Raw genomic sequence first — 25,599 nt, 5'->3', positions numbered from 1 at the left:
CCGCCGTGGCTCGGATCGCCTCGATCGTCACCGACGCGGAGTGCGGTGCGGAGTCGATGCGCGGCCGGACGGTGCGGCCGAGGACACCGCGCGGCGGCGTGCCGTGCGGTGCGACCGAATCCGGCAGAGAGGTGGCCTCGTAGTACCGCCGCACTGGGACTGTGGCGGTACTACGAAACGCACTGTCGGCGAGGATGATTCGCGAATGTGGGCGTTGAGATGTCTCAGCAGTACACAGAGAGCGGTGGTCCCCGGGTCCGGAAGGTTTCGGTGGGGAAGATCCGCAGGATCACCCGGTCGCGGTGAACGCTGCGGGGAAGAATCGATTCGTCGATCGCCGGGAGGCTCACCGGGACCGGCAGGACACGCGCGACCGCGGTACCGATCCGGTAGGCGGCCTCGGCGCCGAGAATGACGACGGCGGCGCAGACCGCGCCGACCAGGTGGGAGCCCAGCATGGCGGGCGTCCACAGCGGCATATCGTGCATCTGCGCCATATCGGCCGACATCACCAGATGGCCGATCAGCTGTCCGCCCCACAGAGCCGTGACCAGTCCGACGGCGGTGGTGCGCAGCGGTGCCAGCCCTGCGACGAGCGCGCCGACCGCCGTGGAGGCGGCCACCAGCAGCATCAGGGTGCTGGACTGTACCGGCATCCCGCCCGCCGCCCAACCGTGCGCGGCGATCGACAGGGCTCCCGACACGGATCCGGCCGACGCACCCCGCAACCGCGCCACCGCGGCTCGACGCGAACGCGTCGACACTTGGGCGCGGGCCGATACGCGGCCGGACGGGGGAAACACGAGCTGAATGATAGCTGACCGTTTCGAAGCCAATTCACAGATACGAAGACTTCATTCCGCGTGGAAGTTCCGCGGACACGCGATCGGCCCGGGAGTCGCACTCCCGGGCCGATGCGGGGACGACTCAGTCGCCGGTGACGTCCATTTCCGTCAGCGGTTTGCGCAGCAGCTTGCCGGTGGCGTTGCGGGGCAGCTCGTCGAGGAAGATCACCTCGCGCGGCACCTTGTAGCGCGCCAGGTTCGCCTTGACGTAGTCCTTGATCTCCTGGGCGTCGCGCTGGGAATCGGGGCCGGGAACGACGAAGGCGCGCAGGCGCTTTCCGAACTGCTTGTCGTCGACGCCGACGACCGCGGCCTCCTGCACGTCGGCGCGGTCGGCGATGAGGTGCTCGACCTCCTGCGGGAAGACGTTCTCGCCGCCGGAGACGATCATGTCGTCGTCGCGGCCGTCGATGAACAGCAGCCCGTCCTCGTCGAAGTGCCCGACGTCGCCGCTGGACATCATGCCGTCGATGGTTTCCTTGGTGCGGCCGTCGGTGTAGGCCTTGAACGAGTGCGCGTTCTCGATGAAGATCGTGCCGGTGACGTTCGGCTCGGTGATGCGCTTGCGGTTCTCGTCGAACAGCGCCAGCCGGATGCCGAGCGGCGGACGGCCCGCGGTACTCGGCGACTTGCGCAGATCCTCCGGGCTCGCCACGGTGATCAGCGCGCATTCGGTGGAGCCGTACACGTTGTAGAGCACGTCACCGAAGTAGTCCAGGCTGCGCGTCACGACGTCCGGCGGGATCGCCGAGCCGGCGGCGAAGATCATCCGCAGCGAGGACATGTCGTACTTGGCGAGCGTCTCGGGCGGCAGGTCCAGCATGCGCTGCAGCATCGTGGGCACCACGACCAGCGACTCCGCCTTGTACTTGTCGATGTTGGCGAGCGTCTGCTCCGGATCGAAACGCCGCTGCTGGAAGATCATCCGGTTGCCCAGCGAGAGCCCGAGGGTGAACTGCGACAGTCCGGTGGCATGGAAGACCGGCGCCGCGACGACCATGGAACCGTTGCGCGGCAACGGAATTCGATCCAGGAACTGCGCGGAGATGAACGGGCTGACCTTGTCGCGCGGCGCGCCCTTCGGGGTGCCGGTGGTGCCGGAGGTCAGAATGACCATGCCGCCCGGCTTCGCCGGCGCACTTACCGCATCGGGGGACTGTCCCTCGCGCAGCGAATCGACGGTCGGGATCGCGGGATCGACGTTGTCGGCCTCGTCCACCCAGGTCAGGATGCGGGGGATCTCGTCGGGGATGGCGCTCATCAGGTCGAAGAACTCGCTGTCGTGCAGCACCAGCTTCACCTGCTCGCGCGTGGCGACGTCGGCGAACTGCGGCTTCGCGAAGCCGGTGTTCATCAACACCGCGCGCACACCCAGCTTGCCGGTCGCGGCCAGGCTCAGCACCATGCCGCGGTGGTCGCGCGCCAGCAGCGCCACCACATCGCCCTCGCGCAGGCCGTGCGCCGCCAGGCCGCGCGCCAGCTGGTTGGACTGCTCGTTGACCTCGGCGAAGGTCAGCTCGCCCCGCTCGTCCAGCAGCGCCGCGGACTTCGGATTGGTCTTCGCCGCGTGCATGATCACGCCCGCGAAGGGTCCGAACTTGGTGACGTTGAGCGCCGAGCGGACCGCATGATCCGGTCGCAGCGGGCTGAACAACCCGCGTTTGCGCATGACGTTGACCCCCAGAGCCAGATCTCCGGCCTTTCGGAGGGCAGTGCTTGCTGACGGAAGGACAGCTGACATAGGTACAACCTTCCGCGGATTCCGCCAGGCAGGCGGGACCGCAACATCGAGATCCAGTGCCTGCCAACCCTAGCAAGCAGGGGCGCAGGGATGTGGTTCGCGTCTCTGTAACCGACGGTACCGTACAACTGGTCGAGTGACCGGTTATGTGATCTGGTATTCCACCAGTGCCCGGCGCAACAGCTTGCCGGTGGCGTTGCGCGGCAGATCGTCGAGGAACACCACGTCACGCGGCACTTTGTAGCGGGCGAGCGTGCCCTTCACGTACGCCTTGATCTCGTCCGGATCCAGGGTGGCGCCCGGCTCGGGCACGACGAAGGCGCGCAGGCGCTTGCCGAATTCCACGTCGTCCACGCCGACCACCGCCGCGTCGAAGATGTCCGCCCGCTCCAGCAGCAGGTTCTCGACCTCCTGCGGGAAGACGTTCTCGCCGCCGGAGACGATCATGTCGTCGTCGCGGCCGTCGACGAACAGCAGTCCGTGTTCGTCGAAGTGGCCGACGTCGCCAGAGGACATATAGCCGTCGATGATCTGCTTGTGCCGTCCGTCGGTATACCCGCCGAACGGCGCACCGGAGCGAATGAAGATGCGCCCCTTGACATTCGGGCCGTTAACGCGCTTGTCGTTCTCGTCGAACAACACCACTTCGCAGGTGATGGGTGCGCGTCCTGCGGTGCCCGGGGCGATGGCCAGATCCGCCGGCTGGGCCACCGTCGCCACCGCGCATTCGGTGGAGCCGTAGAGGTTGTAGAGCACCGGGCCGAACGCCTCGGCGGCACGCACCGACAGTTCCGGAGACAGCGCCGATCCGGCCAGCACGATGGATTTCAGCGAGGACAGGTCGTAACGCGCGCGCACCGCGGGATCGAGTTCGACCATGCGATGCAGCATCGTCGGCACCGCTACCAGCAGGTCGACCTCGTGTTCGGCGATCAGGGCCAGGGTGCGCTCGGCGTCGAAGCGTCGCATCATCACCGTCGTCGCACCGAGGGCGGTGGCGACCAGCCAGGTGGCCTGGCCGGTGCTGTGGAAGATCGGCGAGACGATCAGCATGGTGCCCTGCGGCGGGAACGGGATCCGATCCGCGATCTGGGCCGAGGAGATCGGCGAAACCGCCTCGCGGGGAGCGCCTTTCGGCAGGCCGGTGGTGCCGCTGGTGAGGATCACGAAGCCGCCCGGCTTGGCCGGCAACGGCAGCTCGTTCGGCGGGTGGGCGGCGATCAGTTCCTCGATCGTTATCGCGCCCGTGGGCAATTCGGCACCGTCGTCGACCCAGGTGATCACGCGCGGCAGCTCCGGCGGCAGCGCGTCGAGCAGGCCGACGAATTCGCTGTCGTGCAGCACCACCTTCACGTGCTCGCGTTCGCAGACCTGCGCGAACTGCGGCTTCGCGAAGCCGGTGTTCATCAGCGCCAGCCGCGCACCGGCCTTTCCGGCGGCCGCCATCGCCAGCAGCAGCCCGCGGTGATCGCGCGCGAGAATGCCGATCACCGTTCCCGGTTCGACGCCGAGCGACTGCAGCCCGCGCGCCAGCCGCGTGGAATTGTCGTCGAGTTCGCGGAAGGTCATACTGCCGTGCTCGTCGACCAGCGCCGTCCGCTGCGGCCACATCCGCGCGGCATGCCGCACCATCGTCGCCTGCGGCCCGAGCCGGCGCCCCTCCTTCGCCGACAACACCGTCTCACCCGGATTGCGCGGATCGATGAACCCGCGCTCCCGCAGCACATTCAACGCCCGCACCGCCTCGGTCACCCCGACCGCCTTGCGCGCAACCCCGTGCAGCACCGACCCGATACCGACGCCCACGTCAACCACCTCCACACGACCCGACCGCGTGCTGGGGACGGTAGCAGCCGCAAGTGTGACTTGGTACACACTTCCGGTCAACAGCTTGGCCTCGATTGTGGGTGGCGTTGCCGCCGGGTCACCGAGTCGGCGCGGCATCCTCCGGGTCGTCCTCGGGCGGAATCGGATTACGCAGGCTGGGAGCGCCGGGGACCAGTTCGGGCAGGTCGGGTAGAGGGTCGACGATGTCGGCCACCGGTGCCACGGCCTCGGCGGTGTGTTTCTCGGCATGCGTCGCGGCCTCACGGATGACTTCGGTGAGTTTCCGGGCGAGATCTTCCGGTTTGTTCCGCATGGCCGCCGGCTCCAGTTTTATCTCCGTGACGATCCCGGCGGAGTCGACGCTCACTTCGATCGTGCCGTCCGTCGAACGTGCCTGGATCCGAAGGGAATCGAGTCGCCGGCGAATCTCGGCCAGACCCGCCATCTGCTCCTCGTAATTGTCGAGGAGCTGATTGACTTCCGTGCGGGCCAGGTAGCGGAAATCGTCGCCGGCGGCGGACAGCGGATCCACTACCGGATCCCGCCCTCGGATTCCGGCCGGCTTGCCCCACCCATGCGGTTGCACTCCGTTTCCGCCGTTCGCCGTGCGAACGGGCCTGTGTCGACAGTGTGCTTTCCATCCAAGCAGCACACCGCCGGCTTTCCCAGATGTGGGAAACGGGGGAGAAGGGACGGAGAATCGTCGGCGTCGGCAACAGGAGCGAGGTGGTCGAAGTGGGGCAGGAGCTGTCGATCGACGAGGCTCGGCTCCGCGCTGTCGTCCAGGAGTACGAGTCGATAGCGAGCGAGGCTCGCCAGATCTACAACGAGCTTCGCGACCACTTCGCGAGGGTCGGCAAATTCTGGGGCGACGACGAACCCGGCCACACCTTCGCGAAGACGTTCGAGCCCGACTCCCGGACCCTGCTCGACAACATGAATCGCACACTCGGGGCGCTGGCCGAAGAAGGGAAGCTGCTTTCGGGCCTCGCGGGTCGTTTCGAGGAAGCGGACCTGGACGGCAGGACCTCTATTCTGGGTGCGGGCGACGATCGCGAAACACCCATGGACACAGGACGATTCACGGCTGGTCGGCCGGAGTCCCCGACCCCGGATGTGGCCGGTTCGCCGAACTCCGCCGCTCCGGTTTCCCGAGCCTCCGTGCCATCCGCGGCCCAGCGGGCGGGAGGTGCTGCGGCCGAGCCGTTTTCGTCGGCAGGTGCAGCCGGCCAGGGTGCGCAGAATCAGCCGGCGGCGTCGTCGGACGCTACGCCGGATTCTCCGTCGGCGATGTCCGGTGCAGGGACCGGCCTGTCCGACGCTCCGGCACCGTCGGTGGGTAACGCGCCACCGACGTCGGGGGTGCTTCCCCCATCGGACGCCAAAGGCCCGTCGTCGCGGGCGGTTCCGGAGACCGCACCATCGCAGAAGGTAGACGCCCCGGGTTCCCCGGAATCGCAACGGTCGAACACACCGTGGTCGGGCCGTTCGGACAGTGTCGGCCCGAGGTCCGAACCGGCACGCAAGGTTTCGGCTCCATCGCCGCGCGGAGGGCGGCCGAGTACGCCCGGGTCGCAGAAGGCCCCGGCGAAAGGCGCTCCGGGAACTCCGAAACGTGTTCGGCGCGACGACAAGCGGGTCGAGGCACGGCATGCGACGTCGGACGAAGGGCGGGAACTCGCCGAGGCGCTCATGAGACGCCACGGCCTACAGGTGAGCGGGTTCGACACCCCCGGAATCGCACTGGATACGCTGCGCGAAATCGCACAGGCCCTCGACGACGTACTCACCGCCCACCCCTACCTCGACCTCCCCGAATTCGCGATCGCCGAATGTGGGGACGCCGTCACGCGGCTCGACTGGGTTCGCGGCTCGGACGACGGCGACGACATCCCGAGGGTGAAGCGCCTGATTCTGAACGTGGCGACTGCCAGAAACACGGACCCGCTCGCTCGGAAGATATCCGCGGAAACCGAGCGTGGCGGCATTTCTCGTGGTTCCGCCGGGAGACCGTTGTATTCCACCGTCGTCCGGGAACTCGGTCATGCCCTCGATGTGACAGGTGGTCTGCGCGCCCACGCCATATCGCAACGGACATTGATTTCCGAGTACCTGGCGGAGTGCGGCGACAGCCGGTTCGCCACTCCGCTCGGCGTCGTCGTCACCGATTACCGGCGGTGGCGCGGTCGGTTGAGCGGATACGGCTTCCCGCACGGCAGATTCGAACCGGGAAGGGCGCTGGCCGACGCGTTCGCCGAGGTGCAGCTCGATGTGGGAAAGGCCGTCGCCCCGGCGCGCGTCCTGCACCGGCTGCTCGTGACTACCGCGAAACGTCACAGCGCGAAAACCTTTCCCCCTGATCGGGTGTAGCCGCGTCATGTGGACGGACCGGCAGCGAGTGGCTGTCAACGCGAACGGACGAATTCGGTGACCCTGCGGTTACCGCCCGAACTTCCGGACTGGGCGGTCAAAGGGGTCGCCGGCGAGAGTTTTCCCAAGTTCGACGAAGATATCGGATACGCGACGTCGGAGTGCATATCCGATTGCATGGAACGCTGGAAGAACCTGGGGCCCCGTTTGGACCGCCTCGCCGCGATGGAAAGTCTGGCCCTGTCGGGCATGACCGAATCCGAGAAAGGTGATCTCCGGAATCGCCCGATGCTGGCGGATATCAGCAATACGCATGATTACGGGCAGAATCTGGCCGCGTTCACGTCGTCCGCCAGCGGAAATTATCAATACACGAAATGGAGAATAATCTGGACCCTCGTCGCGATGGTGGCGATGGTGGCGACGGACATCTTCGTCGGCGGCCCGCTCAAAGCGGCAGCGGACCGGGCTCGCAGCGAAGCTATAATAGTGGCTGCCCGGAACCGGCTGCTGGCCTGGGTGGAACGAATAGGGGCCGAATCCGCGGCCAAGCGGGCTCTCATCCCGATGGCGCGGGTTGCCCGGCTGTCTGCTCCCTTCATGAAAATCGCCGGGATAGGCGCGGTCTTCGGTGGTGGTGTCGATCTCGCCGCGCAGATGTCGCAGAAATACATCGATCACCGCCGGGACGAAATCGACTTCGGCAGTGTCGGCAAACAAGCGCTGCTCGGCGGCGTAACAGGTCTCGCCGGTGCGGCATTCGGTATATACGCCGCGCCACGTGCGGGCCGATTGTTTCAGCGATTCGCCGGCGGAGCCGGTGCGACCGCCGGCAGAGTTGTGCCCACCCTGATAGTCGGTGTCGGTGGCGGTCTGGTGGGCAGCGTGGTGGGCGTCGGAGCCAACGCGTTGATCAGCGGCGGGAAGATTTCGGGGGACGCCCTTCTGGACGCAGCGGTCGCGGGATTCGGTGGCGGATTCGTCGGTTCGGTTATTCCGGCCGGCCGCGCGGCAGGTGGGGCTCGGGCGCCGAGGTTGTCGGAAACGCCGTCGGTGTCCGCACCGAGCACCGGTGGTGGAGGTGCGGCCGGCCGCCCCTCCAGTAGTCCTCCCCCGGCGTCGCGAGGCGAGCTGCACCCGTTCGACTCCGCCATCGCCTCGCCGTCCGGCCGTCGCGGCGATCAATTCGGTCTGGTGGCCGCAGCGGACCCCCATAATCCGTCAGGGCCCAATGCGTTCAACGCGGGAGGCCCCAGGGGGAAGCTGCAGAGCGCGGCGGGGGATCCGGAGGTGGCCGGCGGCGTAACGGGCGATCCGAGTCAGGGCCCTGCCCCTTCGCAGCGGGAAGGGGCCGCGCCGCTACGGGTTTCGTTGGGTGAGGGCAGTGCGGATCCTGCTGGTGTGCCTGCATCCCTTCCCGATCCGGGCGGTCACGGAGTGCGGCCGTCGGCGGAGGGCAGCCAGCAGGCTCCGGCGACCCCGCCGCGTGCAGCGGCGGAGACTCCGGCGCCGGGAGGGCAGCCGGCAGCACCACAGGGCAGTGGCGCCGGCGACGGCGGTCGCGCCACCGCTTCCGGTCCTCGAACTGGCGGACAGCCGCAATCCGGACCGCCCGCAGCTGTCTCGCCGCGCGGCGAAACGGGCGCAGGTCCGGCATCGGTCAGGCCGGAAGGTGCGCAACCTCCGATCGAGCCACGAGGAGGCGTGGCTCCGGGGGAACCGGTGGCAGGTTCTGCCTCGGGCAGAACGGGGGAAGGGTCGCCGTGGGGCGAGTCCGAACCATCGCCATGGGGTGAGCCCGAGCCGTCGCCGTGGGGTGAGCCTGAGCCGTCGCCGTGGGGTGAGTCCGAGGGGGCTTCGCGGACGGGGAGCTCGGGTGAGGGAGAGCCATCGACGGGGCCCGCGAAGGCAGGGGAGCCGGACGTGGGTTCGGGTGATGGGCTCGGCACCCCCTTGTCTCCGAAAGCACCTGAGCCCCCGCCGTTTACGCCCTCGGCAGAGCCTGCGGAGGCTTCGTCGTCGGGTGGAACCCCGCCCGTGCAGGAGGTGCCCGGGAATCAGGGGGGCGAGTCCCAGGCGGTTCCATCGCCTGGTGAGGCGAGGGCGGGGGAAACTGCGGAGGCCGGGGCCGTGCCGAGGGCGTCCGAGGACACGTCCGGCCCCGGCGCGAACAGGGGCCTGTACGGCGAGGACGGATACAACAGCCGCGGGTACGACGAGCAGGGATACGACCGGCACGGGTACGACGAGAACGGTTACGACAAGTGGGGCTGCAAAGAGGACGGCTACGACGACCACGGTTTCAACAGGCTCGGGTATGACGCGGAGGGATACGGCAGGGACGGGTACAACGAGCGGGGATACAATAGGGCCGGGTACGACAGAGAGGGAAACCTGCACCCCGAGAGAGCTGTTGCGCCCCGTGAGGCAGGCAGTGATGCGAGCTCCTCACAGGCAGGTAGGCGAGGCGCTGACAATCAGCCGAACGATCCGAACGCCGGCGCCGGCAGAAGAGATCCTGCGGGGCCCGAGGGCAACAAGCCGAATGGCGGGGCGGACGGTTCGTCTCCGAGGGCCAAGGCGGGCGCCGATGGTGGTGTGCCGCTGCTACAAGAGGTGTGGAGCGGCCGGGCGGGGATCGCCAGCGCCGACGACGTAGCTCGCTTGGTGGCGGGATACGACTTTCCTGAGGGCGTTCCTCAGAACAGGGTGCACATCGCGATCAATGACGCGCTGCGAGTCACCCGACAGAGCGGCGGCGACTTCGCCGACTTCGTCAAAAATGTCGACACGCGTCTGAAGGCATACAAGATCAGCCTGGAGGAGCCGCCGGTTGCACCGCAGCCGCCGACGGGTGAGCAGACCCCTGGTGGACCGGAAAGGGCCTCGGTGCCAGGCGACCCCGCCAAGGGTTCGCCAGGCCGGGGCGAGGGAGCTCCGTCGGCGGGGGCCGAAAAAGGCGGCGAGGGGCGCGGCGGAGATTCGGATGGGGGCCCGTCCACCCCGGCTCCACCCGGGCCGCGGAATGCGGATGAGCCGCCCCTTCCACGGGACCCGGATGGCACGCCGAGGACGACACCGCCGCCACTGGGACGACCACCTGAAAACCCCGCGGCTCGTCCGGGTGGCGACGGAGAATCCGGTGGCAGCGGCACCTCGGGAAAGGGCGACGACGGCAGCGGCGGCGACGGGAAGGGCGGCTCGGGCAAAGGCGAAGGTGAGGCGGGCAAGCCGGGCGACTACGACAAGGACGGGTACGACAAGGACGGATTCGATCGGGACGGGTACAGCCGGGAGGGGTACAACAAGGACGGGTACAACCGAGCGGGGTACGACAAAGACGGCTACAGCCGAGGCGGGTACGACAAAGACGGGTATGACCGCTCCGGTGCCCACAAGGACGGCTACGACGAGAACGGATACGACCCGAACGGGTACGACCGGGCCGGATTCGACCGTGGCGGGTACAGCCGGGACGGGTACGACAAGAACGGGTACAACCGGGGCGGTTTCGACAAGGACGGGTACGACCGAGGCGGTTTCGACAAAGACGGGTATGACCGCTCCGGTGCCCATAAAGACGGCTACGACGAGAACGGATACGACCCGAACGGCTTCGACAAAGACGGATACAACCGGGCGGGGTTCAACCGGGAGGGCTACGACAAAAACGGCTACAACGCGGCCGGACGGCACAAGGACGATGTCGACGGTTCGGCGAAGGACGGTGCGGACGACTCGGGCAAGAAGGACTCCGGCGACGCGGAAAGCGCGAACAAGTCCGAAGGCACCGATGACAAGGCCGCCGATGACAAGGACAAGGACGACAAGAACAAGAAGAAGTCCGACGACGATGACGACGACCCCGACAAGAAGAAGATGGGCAAGGGCAAGAAGCTTCTTCTGGGGGCCGCTGCCATCGGTGCCGTCGGCTATTTCGCCTCGAACCACTGGTCGCCGTGGGGGCACCAGGGCGACGACGGTGGGTCGGGCGACGGATCGGGTGAAGGCAGCGGCTCCGGTTCGGGATCCGGATCCGGTTCGGGGTCTCCGGCGCCGATCACCCCGACCGTTCCGAGTACGGCTACCGAGCCGACTCTGCTGAGCCCGACCGCGCCCTCCGGTTACTCGTATACGCCGACTTCGCCCTCTGCTCTGACGCCGACACAGCTGGGCCCGTCCTCGTCGGGGTCGGCACCGAACGACGGCGCGTGGTCGAACGACCCGACCTCCCTGGATCCGACCACGCCGGGTTCCGAGCCGACCACCCCCGGTTCGCTCCCGGACAACGGTTCTTCCTCCGATGGTTCCGGCAGCCTCGCCCAAGATCCCAGCCAACTGTCCCCGGGGACCGGTCTCGGCAGCGGCGTTTTCGGCGGTGGCGGCATGAGTGCCGATCCGATGGGCGGTATGGGAAACCTGCTGGGCGCCGCGATGGCCGCCATGACCATGATGTCCATGGGATCCGGCATGGGACCGGACGATAGCGGCCAGGACCCGTATTACTACGACGACAGCGCCGTCGCGCAAGCGCCGCAACCCGCGCCGGCCCCCGCACCCGCCGCCGACACCGGTGAGGGTTCTGGCTCTGGCGAGGGTTCTGGTTCCGGCTCTGGTGAGGGTTCCGGGTCCGGTTCGGGTGAGGGTTCCGGGTCCGGTTCGGGGGAGGGTTCTGGTTCCGGTTCGGGTGAGGGCTCCGGTTCCGGTGACGGTTCTGGTTCCGGTGACGGTTCGGGTTCTGGTTCCGGTGAGGGTTCGGGGTCCGGCTCCGGCGAGGGTTCAGGCTCCGGTGACGGTTCGGGTTCTGGCTCAGGCCACGGTTCGGGATCGGGCTCGGGCCACGGTCACGGATCCGGCTCCGGTTCCGGTTCCGGTTCCGGCGATGCTTCGGGGTCCGGTTCGGGTGACGGTTCGGCCTCCGGTTCCGGCAATGCTTCGGGGTCCGGTTCGGGTGACGGTTCGGCCTCCGGTTCCGGCGATGCCTCGGGTTCCGGCTCCGGTGACGCGTCGGGGTCCGGCTCCGGCACTACCTCGGCTTCCGGCCACGGATCGGGCACGACCTCGGCGCACAGCTCCGGTTCCGGCGAGACCGCGAATCCCGGTGCCGACGCGGCGAATTCGAGTGCCGACTCGAATCCCGTCGCCGAGCCCACCGCCGTCCCGGCGAACTATCGCCCTGGGGATCGCTGGCAGTTCGGCGTCTCCCCACCCGGCTCGCACCCCTGGCAGCGACTCGCCACCACCGGCCCCGCGAACGGCTCCAACCCCCCACCCACCAAGACCTGACGCACCCGCGAAAGACCGGTGGGCCGTCGTTCCGCGCACGCCTGCTCGACGGCAGCCACAGACGTGCGCGCTCGACCGTGGATACGTCCCGAGAGCGGGAACGTCCTGCCCGCAGACGAGAAAACCGGTGTGGGTCGTGAACCCACACCGGTTTTTCGTTGTCCCGAACCTACTTCAGCTGCGCACTGCTCAGCTCCAGCACACGCCGTGCCACGATCAGCTGCTGGATCTGCTGCGTGCCTTCGAAGATGTCGAGAATCTTCGAGTCGCGGCTCCACTTCTCCAGCAGGGTGCGCTGGGAGTAACCCACCGCACCGGCGAGTTCGACGGCCTTCAAGGTCACGTCGGTGCCCATGCGGCCGGCCTTGGCCTTGGACATGGAGGCTTCGAGGGAGTTGGGCTTCTTGTTGTCGGCCATCCACGCCGCGCGCAGGGCGAGCAGGTAGGCGGCTTCCCAATCCGATTCCATGCGAAGGAATTCCGCGGCGGCGGCGGACTGATTGTTGGCGGGGATGTCGTAGGAGATCTCCACGCCGGACTCCTCGAGGATGGTGCGCAGTTCCTCGAGCGCGGCGCGGCCGACGCCGATGGCCATGGCGGCCACCAGCGGGCGGGTGTTGTCGAAGGTCTGCATGACCCCGGCAAAACCCTTCTCCACGTTGACTTCCGGGCTGCCCAGGATGTTGTCGGCCGGAATGCGGCAGTCCTCGAGACGCAGTTCGGCGGTATCGGAGGCCTTGATGCCGAGCTTGTGCTCGAGGCGAGCAACGGTGAGGCCCTTGGCATCTCGCGGCACCACGAACGACTTGATGGCCGCGCGGCCCTTGGACTTGTCGACCGAGGCCCACACCACGATGTGGGTGGCGCGGGAACCGGCGGTCACGAAGATCTTGGTGCCGTTGAGAACCCACTCGTCGCCGTCGAGCACCGCGGTGGTCGACACGGCTGCGGAGTCCGAACCGAAGGACGGTTCGGTGATGGCCATCGCCGCCCACACCTTGCCGAAGCGCTCGAGCTGTTCGTCGGTGGCGACCGCGGCGATGGCCGCGTTGCCGAGCCCCTGATAGGGGATCGACAGCATCAAACCGACGTCGCCCCAGCAGGTTTCGAGCGCGTTGAGCAGTGCCGACATATTGCCGCCGTTGCTGTTGCCGAGCAGTTCGGTGGCGTGGCTGTCGCCGGCCTCGTCGCCCGACTTGGCCTTGCGGCCGCCGGTGGCACCGGAGATGTCCTGGGTGCCGGAGTCGGCCAGGCCCTCCACCATGGCGGCCATGGTGTCGAGCTCCACCGGGTACTCGTGCTCGGCCAGGTCGTATTTGCGCGAGATGGGGCGGAAGATCTCGGCGGCGACCTGGTGGGCCTGGTTGGCGCTGGCCCGCAGCTTCTTGGGGAGTTCGAGATTGATCATCGGAATGTCTCCATCAATACGGTTCAGGGGGTCGAGGAGACCCGGATCAGATCAGGACCACACCTTCGGCGACGCCGATCGCCCGCAGATCGCGGTACCAGCGCTCGACCGGGTGTTCCTTGGTGTAGCCGTGACCGCCGAGCAGCTGCACGCCGTCCAGGCCGATCTGCATGCCCTTGTCGGTGGCGAACTTGCGGGCCAGCGCCGCCTCTCGGGAGAAGGACAGTCCCTGCTCCGCGCGTGACGCACCCCGCAGAGTCACGAGCCGCAGGCCGTCGAGTTCGATGGCGATATTGGCGACCATGAACGCCACCGCCTGCCGGTTCGCGATCGGCTCGCCGAACGCCTCGCGCTCCTTCACATACGGCTTGACGTAGTCCAGCACGGCCTGGCTGGTGCCGACCGCGAGCGATGCCCAGCCCAGGCGGGCCAGCCGCACGGCGTCGGCGTACTCCTCGGCGCGCTGCGCGGCGTCGCCGTCACCCAGGATGGCCTCGGCCGGAACCGCGACGTTGTCCAGGATCAGCCGGCCCAGGCCGGCGGCGCGCAGGCCCATGCTCGGATCGGCCTCGATCACCACACCCGGCGTATCCGATTCGACGATGAAAAGCGCGGGGCGGCCGTCGATTTCGGCGCCGACGATGAACAGCTCGGCGTCGGCGGCGGCCGGAACCAGGCTCTTGACACCGTTGATCCGGTAGCCGCTGGGGGAGCGGGTGGCCTTGGTCTGCAGCGCGAACGGATCGAACAGCGCGCGCGGCTCGCTGATCACGACCGAGGCCTGCGGCACGTTCTCACCCGTGAAGGCGCCCAGGTAGGTCTGCTGCTGTGCGTCCGAACCCCACTGCGACAGCGCGACGGCCACACCCGACGGGGCCAGGATCGGCAGCGCCAGGCCCATATCGCCGTGCGCCAGCGCCTCGGCGACCAGCGAGTTGGTGACGGCGCCACGCTCGGTGGCCGCACCCTCGAGCTCCTCGGGCACGTTGATCAGCGTGATGCCCAGTTCGGCGGCGCGCTCGAGCAGATCCTTGGGCGCCTGGGCCGCGCCGTCGGCCTCGTAGGCCGCCGGGCGCAGGATCTCCGCGGCGAATTCGCGCACCGTCTCGACGATCATCTGCTGTTCGTCGGTCGGGGTGAGGTCGAAGTAGTCCTTGCTGCGGGACTCGTTGGCGGGCAAGCGCTTCGGCTTACCACCACCGGATACCTTGCCGAATGCGCGGGTCGCGGCGCCGAGCGTGCGGAAGCCGGTCTTGGTGCCCTCGTAGGTCAGCCGTTCGATGGGCTTGCGCAGGTTGTACTTCTCGGCCAGTTCGGAACCGGTAATGGTCGTCATGACCCGCATGGCCGCGCCCATCCAGTCGCGCTTGACCGGGTTGAGGCCGACGGCGGAATCCGGACGTCGCTCCGTTGCGGTGTCTCGAGTGCTCATAGTCACCAGTCTTCTCGGGTGTGGGTGTCGGGTGATCGGTCCCAGGATCTTACTTTCGAGTAAGTCTATCTTACTCCAGAGTAAGAACGCAGTCGAGAGGCTGCGCATATCGCCGTGATCTCGATCCCATCGCCGCCTCGGCAACCGCCCCGCACAAGCAGGGCAATTGACCAGGACTGCCACCGAGTACCCAGGTGAGGACGAGCCGAACGCGGCCGAACGGCGAACGCCGCATCGGCCGGTCTTCGGCGCGATGCGGCGTTCGGTTCCGTGGGGTGTTGGAAGGGTGTTGGATTCCGGGAGTTGTTCTAGAGGTGCGCTCGCCGGGTGGCGGCCGGCAGGACGAGACGATGCCGGCCGGCGTCCTCAGGGGCGCAGCGCGGCGAGTACCGAGTCGTGCAGCAACCCATTGGTGGCGACCGCGCTACCGTGATGTGGTCCGGGGGTTCCGTCCAGGGCAGTGAAGCGCCCGCCGGCCTCGCGCACCAGCACATCGAGGGGCGCCAGATCCCACAGCGAGACCTCCGGCTCGCTGGCGATATCCACCGCGCCCTCGGCGAGCAGGCAGTAGCCGAAGAAGTCGCCGTAGCCGCGGGTGCGCCACACCTGATCGGTCAGCTCGATCAGCTGATCCCGCAGGCCCAGGTCCCGCCAACCGGACAGGCTGGAGATCGCGAGACTGGCCGAATTCAATCCGCCGACCGCGGAGACCGTGATCGGCTTCGGCTCCTCGGTCTCGAAGCGGGTCCACGCGCCGGAACCCGTTGCGGCCCACCAGCGTCGGCTCAACGCGGGCGCGCTGACGACGCCGACGACCGGAACGCCGTCCTGCAGCAGCGCGATCAGACTGGCCCACACCGGAACTCCGCGCACGAAGTTCTTGGTGCCGTCGATCGGATCGATCACCCACTGCCGTCCGACGAATTCGGCCTCGCCGCCGAACTCCTCACCCAGCACGGCGTCGTGCGGGCGTCGCTCGACGAGGATTTCGCGCAGCGCCCGCTCCACCGCCAGATCCGCGTCCGAGACGGGAGTCAGATCCGGTTTGCTGTTCACCTTCAGGTCGAGGGCGCCGAAACGATCACGGGTGATCGCATCGGCCGCATCGGCCAACAGCAGGGCAAGTTCGAGATCGCCGGCATGATCGCTCACAGGGCAACCGTAATCGGCGCATCCGATCGGAGCCATTCGGCCTCGCGGCGGCCTATCTACTGCTGCGGATTCCAGACCGCGGGCCAATCCTTACCGCGGAAGGCCGCATCGATACCGCCGTCGCAGAAGATCACCGAGCCGACGAAGAAGCCGGCCTTGTCCGACAGCAGGAAGGCCGCGAGGTCGGCGATCTCCTCGGGGCGTCCCGGCCGCCCGATCGGGGTCATGGCGAGGAACTGCTTCATCCCCTCGCCGGTGAGCGCGTCCTTGCTGCCCTCCTGGGTCATCGGGGTGTCGATGATGCCGGGCGCGATGGCGTTGAGGCGGATGCCGTCGGCGATGTATTCCGCCGATTTGGTGCGGGCGTACCAGGCCAGGGCCGCTTTCGTCGCCGGATAGGCCTGGATCGCGCCCAAGTCGCCGAACGATTCGGCGATGCCGCGGGCCCGTTCCTCGTCGCCGGCCAGGCACGCGTCGGCCAGTTCCACCGGCCAGAGCGGTTGTGTCGTCGTGGAATTCGACGACACCAGTACCACCGAGGCGTTGCCGGATTCGCGCAGCAGCGGCCGCAGCCCCTCCAGCAGCGCGATCGCGCCGAAATAGTTCACCGACACCACCAGCCCACCGGGACGCCCCGTCGCGGCCGCGACCCCGGCGAACGGCAGAAATCCGTCCAGCCGGCCTTCGCTGATCCGGGTGACCTCGGCGACCGCGTGCGCCCGGCCCTCGGCCGTGGCCAGGTCGGCGGTCACTTCGGTGTCGCGCAGATCGACACCGATCACCCGGTGCCCTTCCTTCTCCAGGTGGGCGGCGACGGCCGCCCCGATCCCCGACGCGCTCCCGGTTACGGCGATGGTCCCCATCGACCCTCCTGTTTCGGCTGGATGAAACCGCGAATCCGACTTCGAAATCGAGGCTAGTGGCCGGGACCGGTCGTGCGGTGTTCCGTTCCGCTGAGCGGGCCTGCCGGACTGCGTGCGGCCGGCCGCCGAGACCACCACGGCACTGATTCGTCGGTAGGGCGACCTCCATCGGCTCGTCGTCGCTGAACTAATCGTGCAAACCAGGCCGCATCGGGCGGTTTTCGCGTTCTTTCGTCGAGGTTTGCACGATTAGTTCACCCTGCACGGACCTCGAGCCCGCGTCGGCCGTCGTTCACGCCGCGACCCGCGCCGCAGCCAAAGCGCTCGCCCACCAATGCAATTGGTCGAGCATTCCCGCGGCCGCCGCTTCGGATTCGCCCGGTGCGGTCCATCGTCCCTCGGCGTCGAACTGCTGGTAGTACCGCGGGAAGGACACATAGTCCCGGATCGTGTGCGCGTTCAGCTCGGCGAACACCTGCCGCAGATGCGCGATGGCGTTCAGCCCGCCGCTCGCCCCGCTGTAGCCCACGAAGCCGATCGCCTTGCGGTCCCACTGCGTGTAGTGCCAGTCGATCGCGGTTTTGATCGAGGCCGGGTAGCTGTTGTTGATATCCGGCGTGACGACGACCATCGCGTCGGCGGCGCCCAAGCGCGCGGTGAGATCGAGCATTCCGGCCGGACGCTGCGGATTCGGTTCGATCCGCGGTGAGACGGCCGGCAGCGCGACGGGCAGATCCGCGTCGGCGAGATCGATCAGATCGACCTCGAAGCCGTCGTGCCGCCGGGCCTGCTCGGCGAACCACTCACCGACCACCGGCCCGAAGCGGCCCTCCCGAACGCTGGCGATGACAACTGCGAGCCGCATTGTGCTGCTGGACATTTCGGATCTCCTTCGGAAAGCGTCGTTCGCTGACGTCGACTCTGCCGTCCGGGCGCGCGGCCAGGGAGCCCGCTGTGAGGGTGGTAGTGAGAGGGATACCCTCGGCGCGCCCCGCGCTGTTAGCGTCGATCTGTGAGCGATAACGAGCTGGGGCTTTTCCTGCGTACTCGGCGGGAGGCGGTCACCCCGGCCGAGGTCGGGCTCCCGGCCGGGCCCCGCCGCCGCACCCCGGGACTGCGCCGCGCCGAACTGGCGACACTCGCCGGAGTCAGCGTCGAATATCTGATCCGGTTGGAACAGGGCCGCGACCGCCGTCCGTCGACGGCGGTGCTGTCCGCATTGGCCGACGCCCTCCGGTTGAGTCCGAGCGAGCGCGTCCAGCTGCATCGGCTGGTCAAGTCCGCCGACCCAGGATTCAGCTGCACCGGTGGGGCGCTGCCCAATCGCCTGGTGCGGCCCGCGGTGCAGGCGATTCTGGACCGTCTCGCCCCGGCGCCCGCGGCCGTCGTCAATCGTCTCGGTGAGATCCTGAGTTGCACCGATGGCTACCGCGCGCTGGTCGGAGGCACCGGCTTGCTCGACCACGGCCTGCCCGCGGGCTACCCGCGCTGGCTGTTCACCGATCCGCGGGCCCGCGTCGTGTACCCGGAGTGGGACCGTCGTGCCGATCTGGCGGTGGCGAATCTGAAGGCCGGCCCCTTCCGCTCGGATCCGACCATCGCCGCGCTCGCCGACGAGCTGACGCTGCTGGCGGGTGCCGAATTCACCCGTCGCGTCGCCGACATCGCCGGACTGCCCGATACCAGCGGCATCAGCCGGATGGACCATCCCGAGGCCGGCCCGCTGCGGCTGGCGTACGAACGGCTGGACCTGTCCGCCGACGACGACCAGTACATCCAGGTCCAGTTGCCCGCCGACGACGCGACCGCCGCGGCCCTCGACGCGCTGCTGGGCCGCCGCCCGGGTGGACTGCGGGCGGTATCGGGCTGAGCCGCGGCTGCCGGCGCCTCGCCGCATTTCACCGCCACCTGCGCGAGCGGTAGATTGGACAACCGTGCATCCTGACGTTTCCGCTGATCTCGCCGAACTCGACACCACGTTGAAGACTGTCGAGTCGGTGCTCGACGTCGACGAGCTGCGCCGTCGCATCGACGAGCTCGAACATCAGGCCGCCGACCCGGAGCTGTGGAACAACCAGGAACACGCCCAGCAGGTGACCAGCGAGCTGTCGCACGCCCAGGGTGAGCTGCGCCGCGTCACCGAACTGCGCCAGCGCCTCGACGATCTGCCGGTGCTCTACGAACTCGCCGAAGAGGAAGAGGGCGAGGCCCGCACGTCCGCGCTGGCCGATGCCGACGCCGAACGTGCCGCGCTGCACGCCGACGTCGAGGCGATGGAGGTTCGCACCCTGCTCTCGGGCGAATACGACAAGCGCGAGGCGCTGGTCAACATCCGCTCGGGCGCGGGCGGGGTGGACGCCGCCGACTGGGCACAGATGCTGATGCGCATGTACGTGCGCTGGGCCGAGCGTCACAAGTATCCGGTCGAGATCTACGACACCTCCTACGCCGAGGAGGCCGGCATCAAGAGCGCCACCTTCGCGGTGAAGGTGCCCTACGCCTACGGCACCCTCTCGGTGGAGATGGGAACCCACCGCCTGGTGCGGATCAGCCCCTTCGACAACCAGGGCCGGCGCCAGACCTCCTTCGCCGAGGTCGAGGTGCTGCCGGTGGTCGAGGGCACCGACCACATCGAGGTCCCGGAATCGGAGATCCGCGTCGATGTGTACCGCTCGTCGGGCCCGGGTGGTCAGAGCGTCAACACCACCGACTCGGCGGTGCGGATCACCCACATCCCGACCGGCATCGTGGTGACCTGCCAGAACGAGAAATCGCAGCTGCAGAACAAGATCTCGGCGATGCGCGTGTTGCAGGCGAAGCTGCTCGAGCGCAAACGTCAGGAGGAGCGCGCCGAGATGGATGCGCTCAAGACCAACGAGGGTGCCTCCTGGGGGAATCAGATGCGCTCGTACGTTCTGCACCCGTATCAGATGGTCAAGGACCTGCGGACCAACTTCGAGGTGAACAATCCGTCCTCCGTTCTCGACGGTGATATCGACGGCTTCATCGAAGAGGGAATCCGCTGGCGGATGCGCCAGGACGCGTGAAACCCGCCTATCACGGCACAATCACGGCATATCGGTCGGCGAGCGGTCGTAGTAACCTGTCTGGCGTGTGTTCGGGCGGCAGAATGGCTTGTGTCGGTGCACGGTTGATACCGGAAAGGATGCGCCGATGACGACGACTCTCGCTGCCGGAACCGGGGCGGAATTCACCTCCTGGCTGCGTGGCAGCGGCCTCGAGATCGTGCTGCTGATCGTGGGCGCGATGCTGTTCAGCCGCTTCGCCACCTTCGTGCGCGACCGGATCACCCGCCGCATCGACTCCGGCTTCCAGAGCAGCGATTCGCTGGTGCGCACCGAGGCCGCCAAACATCGGCACGCCCTGGCCCAGGTCATCACCTGGGTGGTGCTGGTGATCGTGTACTTCCTGGTATCGCTGGAAGTGTTGCGGCGCTTGGGCTTCCAGCTCAGCGGGCTGGTCGCGCCGGCGGCGGTGCTCGGTGCCGCGCTCGGTTTCGGCGCCCAGCGCATCGTGCAGGACCTGCTCGCCGGATTCTTCCTGATCACCGAGCGGCAGTACGGATTCGGTGATGTGGTGCGCATCGCGGTCACGGGGCAATCAGAGCCGGCCGAAGGTACCGTGGAGGACGTCACGCTGCGGATCACCACACTGCGCAATCCCGACGGGGAGGTCATCTCGGTGCCCAACGGGCAGATCGTGAAAGTGACCAATCTGTCGAAGGATTGGGCCCGTGCGGCGATCGACGTGCCGGTGCCCGCCACCGCTGACATCACCAAGGTCAACGAAATCCTGCACGAGGTGGGCGCCAAGGCATTTCAGGATCGCCGCCTGAAATCGCTACTGCTGGACGAACCTACGGTGATGGGTCTGGAAGATCTCACCGTCGATCAGATGAACATCCGGATGGTGGCCCGCACACTGCCGGGTAAACAATTCGACGTCGGACGTGAGCTGCGCGTGCGTGTCGCCGCGGCGCTGCGTCGGGAGGGTTTGAGTGAAACCGCGTAAATCGACCGCGATCCTGCTCAGTGTCTGGGTCGCGACGCTCGTGTTGTATCTGTTCGTGAAACCGGCCACACCGGATCATTCAGGTTTCAACATCGCGAATACCGTTTCCGGTTCCGCGCTGACGACCGCGCCCGCCCGCTGACCTCTCTGTGACAAGTCGCATGCCGCGGAGTGGGCCGGAGTGTGCTCCGACTTCGCTGGCTACACTGGCACCTCGTGATCACCCTGCGGAACGTCACCAAGTCTTATAAAACCTCGACGAGACCCGCGCTGGACAATGTTTCGGTCGAGGTCGACAAGGGCGAGTTCGTCTTCATTATCGGACCGTCCGGGTCGGGTAAATCGACGTTCATGCAACTGTTGCTGAAAGAGGTCAAGCCGACCACCGGCGAAGTGCATGTCGCCGATTTCCGGGTCGACCGGTTGCCGGGCCGGCGGGTGCCCAAGCTGCGCCAGCGCCTCGGCTGTGTCTTCCAGGATTTCCGATTGCTGCAGCAGAAGACGGTCGAGCAGAACGTGGCGTTCGCGCTCGAGGTGATCGGCAAGAATCGCAAATTCATCAATCGGGCGGTGCCGGAGGCGCTGGACCTGGTGGGTTTGTCCGGTAAGGCGGACCGCCTGCCGAACGAGCTGTCCGGCGGTGAACAGCAGCGGGTCGCGATCGCACGCGCGTTCGTGAACCGGCCGCTGGTGCTGCTCGCCGACGAACCCACCGGCAACCTGGACCCCGACACCAGTCAGGACATCATGATGTTGCTGGAACGCATCAACCGCACGGGCACCACGGTGCTGATGGCCACCCACGACAACCACATCGTCGACGCCATGCGACGGCGCGTGGTCGAACTCGATCGCGGGCGCCTGGTCCGCGACGAGGCCACCGGCGTGTACGGGGTGGGCCGGTAATGCGCGCGAGCTTCCTGTTCGGTGAGGTTTTCAACGGCCTACGCCGCAACGTCACCATGACCATCGCGATGATCCTCACCACCGCGGTCTCGCTCACCATGCTCGGCGGCGGCATGCTGGCCGTCCGGATGGCCGACAAGACCGAGCAGTACTTCCTGGACCGGCTCGAGGTGCGGCTGTACCTGACCGAGGACGTCTCGGCCAACGATCCGGACTGCTCGCAGGACCCGTGCAAGGCGCTGATGTCGTCGCTCAAATCCGAGCCCGGCGTGGAATCGGTGCAGTACCTCAATCGCGAGGAGGCGGTCCGCGAGGCGAAGGAGAAGACCTTCAAGGATCAGCCCGAGCTGGCCAAATACGTCAGCGAGTCGCCGCTGCCGGCGTCGCTGCGCGTCAAGATGACCGACGCCGCGCAGTACCCGCGCATCTTCAAGGACTTCCAGGGCAAGCCCGGCGTCGGATTCGTGCGCAACGACAAGGACATCGTCGACCGGCTGGTGAGCCTGTTCGACGGCCTGCGCAACGCGGCCTTCGGCTTGGCCGTGCTGCAGGCCCTGGCCGCCCTGCTGCTGATCGCGAATATGGTGCAGATCGCGGCGTTCACCCGCCGGGAGGAAGTCGGCATCATGCGCCTGGTCGGTGCGACGCGCTGGTACACCCAGCTGCCGTTCCTGCTCGAGGCGGTGGTCGCGGCGCTGGCCGGGTCGGTGCTGGCGGTGATCGGACTGATGGTCGCGCGACCACTGGTCATCGACCGGGCCCTCGGTGATCTGTTCGCCTCGAAGGTCTTCCCCCGCATCACCGGCGACGACATCGCGGTGGTGGCGCTGACCGTGGTGCCGGTGGGCATCGTGTTCGCCGCGCTGACGGCCTACGGCACGCTGCGTTACTACGTGCGCGAATAGGCTCGTTCCGGGTTCCAGCCGGAGCAGAGCAGGTCGATGCCGATCGGCCGGGGCGTCTCGTGTACGGGGTGCGGCTGTGGATTGGGGGTTCGGATCGTCGGTGGGGGTCCGTAGGATGGCTGGCGTGAATTCCCCGGAGACGCTCGAGACGGCCGACGCTTCGTCGCGCACTGTGGAAACCGATGCGGCGCAACAGGTTCTGCAGCGCGTATTCGGGTACGACAGTTTCCGGGGATTACAGCGCGAGATCGTCGAACAGGTCGTCTCCGGTGGCGATGCGCTCGTTCTGATGCCCACCGGCGGCGGCAAGTCGCTGTGCTATCAGATTCCGGCGCTGGTGCGGCCCGGGGTGGGTGTGGTCATCTCACCGTTGATCGCGCTGATGCAGGACCAGGTCGACGCGCTGACCGCGCTCGGGGTGCGGGCCGGCTTTCTCAACTCCACCCAATACCCGGACGAGCGGCGCACGGTCGAGGCGCAGTTCGTCGCGGGCGAGCTGGACCTGTTGTATCTGGCGCCGGAGCGGTTGAAGCTCGAGTCGACGGCGGATTTGCTCGATCGCGGCAAGGTGTCGGTCTTCGCCATCGACGAGGCGCACTGTGTCTCGCAGTGGGGCCACGACTTCCGGCCCGACTATCTGGCGCTCTCGGTACTGCACGAACGCTGGCCGGACGTGCCCCGGATCGCCTTGACCGCCACCGCCACCGAGGCCACGCGTCGCGAGATCGCCGAACGGCTCGACCTCACCGGGGCGAAGCATTTCGTCGCGGGATTCGACCGGCCCAATATCCAGTACCGGATCGAGCCGAAGAATCGCGCCGATCAGCAACTGCTGTCCTTCATCCGCACCGAACATCCGGGGGAGGCGGGCATCGTCTACTGCCTGTCCCGCAACTCGGTCGAGCGCACCGCGGAATTCCTGTGCCGCAACGGAATCGATGCGGTGCCCTATCACGCCGGCCTGGACGCGCGCACCCGTGCCACCAATCAGTCCAGGTTCCTGCGCGAGGACGGTCTGATCGTCGTCGCCACCATCGCCTTCGGCATGGGCATCGACAAACCCGATGTGCGGTTCGTGGCACATCTGGATCTGCCCAAGTCGGTGGAGGGCTACTACCAGGAGACCGGCCGCGCCGGCCGCGACGGACTGCCGTCCACCGCCTGGATGGTCTACGGACTCAATGATGTTGTGCAGCAACGTAAGATGATCGACTCCTCCGAGGGCGACGCGGCGCACCGGCGGCAGTTGCAACTGCATCTGGACGCGATGCTCGCGCTGTGCGAGACCGTGCAGTGCCGGCGCACCCAGCTGCTCAACTACTTCGGCCAGTCCGGTGACACCTGCGGCAACTGCGACACCTGCCTGAACCCGCCGGAATCCTGGGACGGCACGGTCGCCGCGCAGAAGGTGCTCTCGACGGTGCTGCGGCTCAAACGCGAACGTGGGCAGAGCTTCGGCGCCGGCCATATCGTCGACATCCTGCTCGGCAAGTCGAATCCGAAAGTGTTGCAGCACAAGCACAACGAGTTGAAGGTCTTCGGCGTCGGCGCCGATCTGCGCGATACCGAATGGCGCGGCGTGATTCGCCAATTGCTCGCCCAGGGCCTGCTCGCGGTGCACGGTGAATACGGCGTGCTGACCCTCACCGAAGCAAGCGACGAGGTGCTGTTCAAGAAGCGCACGGTCCACATGCGCCGCGAGCCGGAACGAGTGAAGCCGCCGCGCGCCGCCAAGGCGAAGGCGTCCCGCCTCGCCGCGGCCGAGCTGGCACCCGCCGCGGCGGGACTGTTCGAACAGCTCCGCACCTGGCGTGCCTCGGTCGCCAAGGAGCAGGGCGTTCCCGCCTACGTCGTCTTCCACGACGCCACCCTGCGCGATATCGTGGGCCGGGCCCCTGCGAACCTGGCCGAACTCGGCGGCATCAGCGGCATCGGTGAGAACAAGCTCGCGAAGTACGGCGAGGGTGTCCTCGAGGTGGTCGCGGGATTCGATGGAGGGAGCTCGAGCGAGCCGACGTCGCGTCCGAGCCGGCCCGAGCGACCGGCCGCCCCACGCGGAGGCACGTCGAGTGCCCGCTCGCACACCGAACGGGCTCGTCCGGCCACCCGGTCGCGGTTCGAGGCCGCGGAACCGGCGCCCCCGAGTGATTCGATGAACTGGGACGTCCCCGAGGCGGACTTCGAGCCCCCGCCGGACGACTTCTACTGAGCGTTCGGGCGAGCCGATCTGCGCGCTCACCAGTCCCACGTTTATCCAGCCGCGCGGCGAGGGTAACCGTCTCGCCGTGACGCATGGCCAGGACGGACTGATCGAGAGCAACGGGTTGCCGGCAAGCCACGACACGGCGTCGGGCACCGATTCGGCCGTGTCCGCGGAGCCGGATCCTTCCCGGATTCGGGTGCGACCCGTCGGCCGGATCGGTGTGCCCCGGCGGCTGCGACGAGCCCGCGCCGGGATGCGGCCGTCGACGCTGGCACTGATTACCGTGTGGATTGCCGTTTTGGCGCTCTATCTGGCGGTGCGACCCGGCGGATAGCGGTAGCGTGCCGCTATGTCCCACGACCATCACGACGACCGCTCCGATCAGTCGTCGGATTCCGGCCCCGGCGGCGACCCGCCGGACGCCGCGAAACCCGGACCTCGCCGCACCCGCGCGGATTCGGTCGAGGCCGGGTGGCTGCGTCCGCACGCGAACCCGCTGGGTCGCCCGCGGGTGACGACCGTGGTGCTGCTACTCGCGTGGATCGCCCTGCTGATTCTGTATCTGCAGGTCCGGCCCGGCGGCTGACCGCGCGTCAGCGGTCGGCGCCGACCCGCTCCCACATCATCGC

Annotated in this window: 20 protein-coding genes; 11 read left to right on the top strand and 9 right to left on the bottom strand. The window is 67.6% G+C overall.

Annotation, left to right across the window (positions count from 1 at the left end; translation table 11 throughout):
- Positions 1 to 224: 224 nt before the first annotated feature.
- From RJ03_RS18885 to RJ03_RS18870, 4 genes are all read right to left on the bottom strand, one after another.
- Positions 225 to 803 (bottom strand): hypothetical protein, encoded by a 579-nt coding sequence (locus RJ03_RS18885; RefSeq protein ID WP_051024862.1) that lies wholly within the window; start codon positions 801 to 803, stop codon positions 225 to 227.
- Between the two features lie 124 nt (positions 804 to 927).
- Entirely contained in the window at positions 928 to 2,586 is a 1,659-nt protein-coding gene (locus tag RJ03_RS18880) for an acyl-CoA synthetase (protein WP_036504271.1), read from the bottom strand.
- A gap of 144 nt (positions 2,587 to 2,730) precedes the next feature.
- Positions 2,731 to 4,380, bottom strand: coding sequence for an acyl-CoA synthetase (locus tag RJ03_RS18875; protein WP_036504293.1), 1,650 nt, complete (start codon positions 4,378 to 4,380; stop codon positions 2,731 to 2,733).
- A 130-nt stretch (positions 4,381 to 4,510) separates the two neighbouring features.
- Positions 4,511 to 4,945: a YbaB/EbfC family nucleoid-associated protein gene (locus RJ03_RS18870; protein ID WP_051024861.1), complete on the bottom strand. Its 435-nt coding sequence runs from the start codon at positions 4,943 to 4,945 to the stop codon at positions 4,511 to 4,513.
- 1,181 nt (positions 4,946 to 6,126) lie between these two features.
- On the opposite strand from RJ03_RS18870, the gene RJ03_RS37245 reads away from it, so the two are divergent.
- The gene (locus tag RJ03_RS37245; protein WP_157163453.1) at positions 6,127 to 6,783 is read left to right on the top strand and encodes a hypothetical protein; all 657 of its coding nucleotides are present in this window, start codon (positions 6,127 to 6,129) and stop codon (positions 6,781 to 6,783) included.
- A gap of 57 nt (positions 6,784 to 6,840) precedes the next feature.
- Positions 6,841 to 12,069 (top strand): hypothetical protein, encoded by a 5,229-nt coding sequence (locus tag RJ03_RS37970; RefSeq protein WP_157163452.1) that lies wholly within the window; start codon positions 6,841 to 6,843, stop codon positions 12,067 to 12,069.
- 169 nt (positions 12,070 to 12,238) lie between these two features.
- On the opposite strand, the gene RJ03_RS18850 is transcribed toward RJ03_RS37970, so the two are convergent.
- The 5 genes from RJ03_RS18850 to RJ03_RS18830 form a co-directional block, all read right to left on the bottom strand.
- Complete coding sequence (locus RJ03_RS18850) at positions 12,239 to 13,477, bottom strand: acyl-CoA dehydrogenase family protein (protein ID WP_036504265.1); 1,239 nt, start codon at positions 13,475 to 13,477, stop codon at positions 12,239 to 12,241.
- 46 nt (positions 13,478 to 13,523) lie between these two features.
- Positions 13,524 to 14,909, bottom strand: coding sequence for an acyl-CoA dehydrogenase family protein (locus RJ03_RS18845; protein WP_036504263.1), 1,386 nt, complete (start codon positions 14,907 to 14,909; stop codon positions 13,524 to 13,526).
- Positions 14,910 to 15,275: 366 nt separating this feature from the next.
- A complete protein-coding gene (hisN, locus tag RJ03_RS18840; protein WP_036504262.1) occupies positions 15,276 to 16,061 on the bottom strand; it encodes a histidinol-phosphatase in 786 nt (261 codons plus the stop codon).
- Between the two features lie 56 nt (positions 16,062 to 16,117).
- Positions 16,118 to 16,924 (bottom strand): SDR family oxidoreductase, encoded by an 807-nt coding sequence (locus RJ03_RS18835; RefSeq protein ID WP_036504259.1) that lies wholly within the window; start codon positions 16,922 to 16,924, stop codon positions 16,118 to 16,120.
- A 292-nt stretch (positions 16,925 to 17,216) separates the two neighbouring features.
- Positions 17,217 to 17,804, bottom strand: a complete 588-nt coding sequence (locus RJ03_RS18830) for an NADPH-dependent FMN reductase (protein ID WP_036504258.1) — start codon at positions 17,802 to 17,804, stop codon at positions 17,217 to 17,219.
- 132 nt (positions 17,805 to 17,936) lie between these two features.
- Here RJ03_RS18830 and RJ03_RS18825 point away from each other — a divergent pair, with 132 nt between their 5' ends.
- The 9 genes from RJ03_RS18825 to RJ03_RS18790 all read left to right on the top strand — a co-directional run bounded on the left by RJ03_RS18825 (position 17,937) and on the right by RJ03_RS18790 (position 25,556).
- On the top strand, positions 17,937 to 18,794 hold the full coding sequence (locus RJ03_RS18825) for a helix-turn-helix domain-containing protein (protein WP_036504257.1): 858 nt from the start codon (positions 17,937 to 17,939) through the stop codon (positions 18,792 to 18,794).
- Between the two features lie 64 nt (positions 18,795 to 18,858).
- Positions 18,859 to 19,971: a peptide chain release factor 2 gene (gene prfB, locus RJ03_RS18820; RefSeq protein WP_036504255.1), complete on the top strand. Its 1,113-nt coding sequence runs from the start codon at positions 18,859 to 18,861 to the stop codon at positions 19,969 to 19,971.
- 127 nt (positions 19,972 to 20,098) lie between these two features.
- Positions 20,099 to 20,956 (top strand): mechanosensitive ion channel family protein, encoded by an 858-nt coding sequence (locus RJ03_RS18815; protein ID WP_036504254.1) that lies wholly within the window; start codon positions 20,099 to 20,101, stop codon positions 20,954 to 20,956.
- Positions 20,943 to 21,098, top strand: a complete 156-nt coding sequence (locus RJ03_RS37235) for an Rv3103c transmembrane domain-containing protein (RefSeq protein WP_157104419.1) — start codon at positions 20,943 to 20,945, stop codon at positions 21,096 to 21,098. Before RJ03_RS18815 ends, RJ03_RS37235 begins: the two co-directional genes overlap by 14 nt.
- A gap of 74 nt (positions 21,099 to 21,172) precedes the next feature.
- Positions 21,173 to 21,862, top strand: a complete 690-nt coding sequence (gene ftsE, locus RJ03_RS18810) for a cell division ATP-binding protein FtsE (RefSeq protein WP_036504253.1) — start codon at positions 21,173 to 21,175, stop codon at positions 21,860 to 21,862.
- Complete coding sequence (gene ftsX, locus RJ03_RS18805; protein WP_036504252.1) at positions 21,862 to 22,767, top strand: permease-like cell division protein FtsX; 906 nt, start codon at positions 21,862 to 21,864, stop codon at positions 22,765 to 22,767. The genes ftsE and ftsX overlap by 1 nt, the downstream gene beginning before the upstream one ends.
- A 124-nt stretch (positions 22,768 to 22,891) precedes the next feature.
- Positions 22,892 to 24,976: a DNA helicase RecQ gene (recQ, locus tag RJ03_RS18800; RefSeq protein WP_245552323.1), complete on the top strand. Its 2,085-nt coding sequence runs from the start codon at positions 22,892 to 22,894 to the stop codon at positions 24,974 to 24,976.
- A 247-nt stretch (positions 24,977 to 25,223) separates the two neighbouring features.
- The gene (locus RJ03_RS39250; RefSeq protein WP_506330388.1) at positions 25,224 to 25,304 is read left to right on the top strand and encodes an Rv3103c transmembrane domain-containing protein; all 81 of its coding nucleotides are present in this window, start codon (positions 25,224 to 25,226) and stop codon (positions 25,302 to 25,304) included.
- A 15-nt stretch (positions 25,305 to 25,319) separates the two neighbouring features.
- Positions 25,320 to 25,556, top strand: coding sequence for a WLR motif membrane protein (locus tag RJ03_RS18790; protein ID WP_036504248.1), 237 nt, complete (start codon positions 25,320 to 25,322; stop codon positions 25,554 to 25,556).
- Positions 25,557 to 25,599: the final 43 nt, after the last annotated feature.

Source organism: Nocardia aobensis NBRC 100429, assembly GCF_000308375.1.
In the GTDB taxonomy this organism is placed as follows: Bacteria; Actinomycetota; Actinomycetes; order Mycobacteriales; family Mycobacteriaceae; genus Nocardia; species Nocardia aobensis.
The sequence above is the reverse complement of the archived record's forward strand: the minus strand, read 5'-3'. Positions and strand labels throughout refer to the sequence as shown.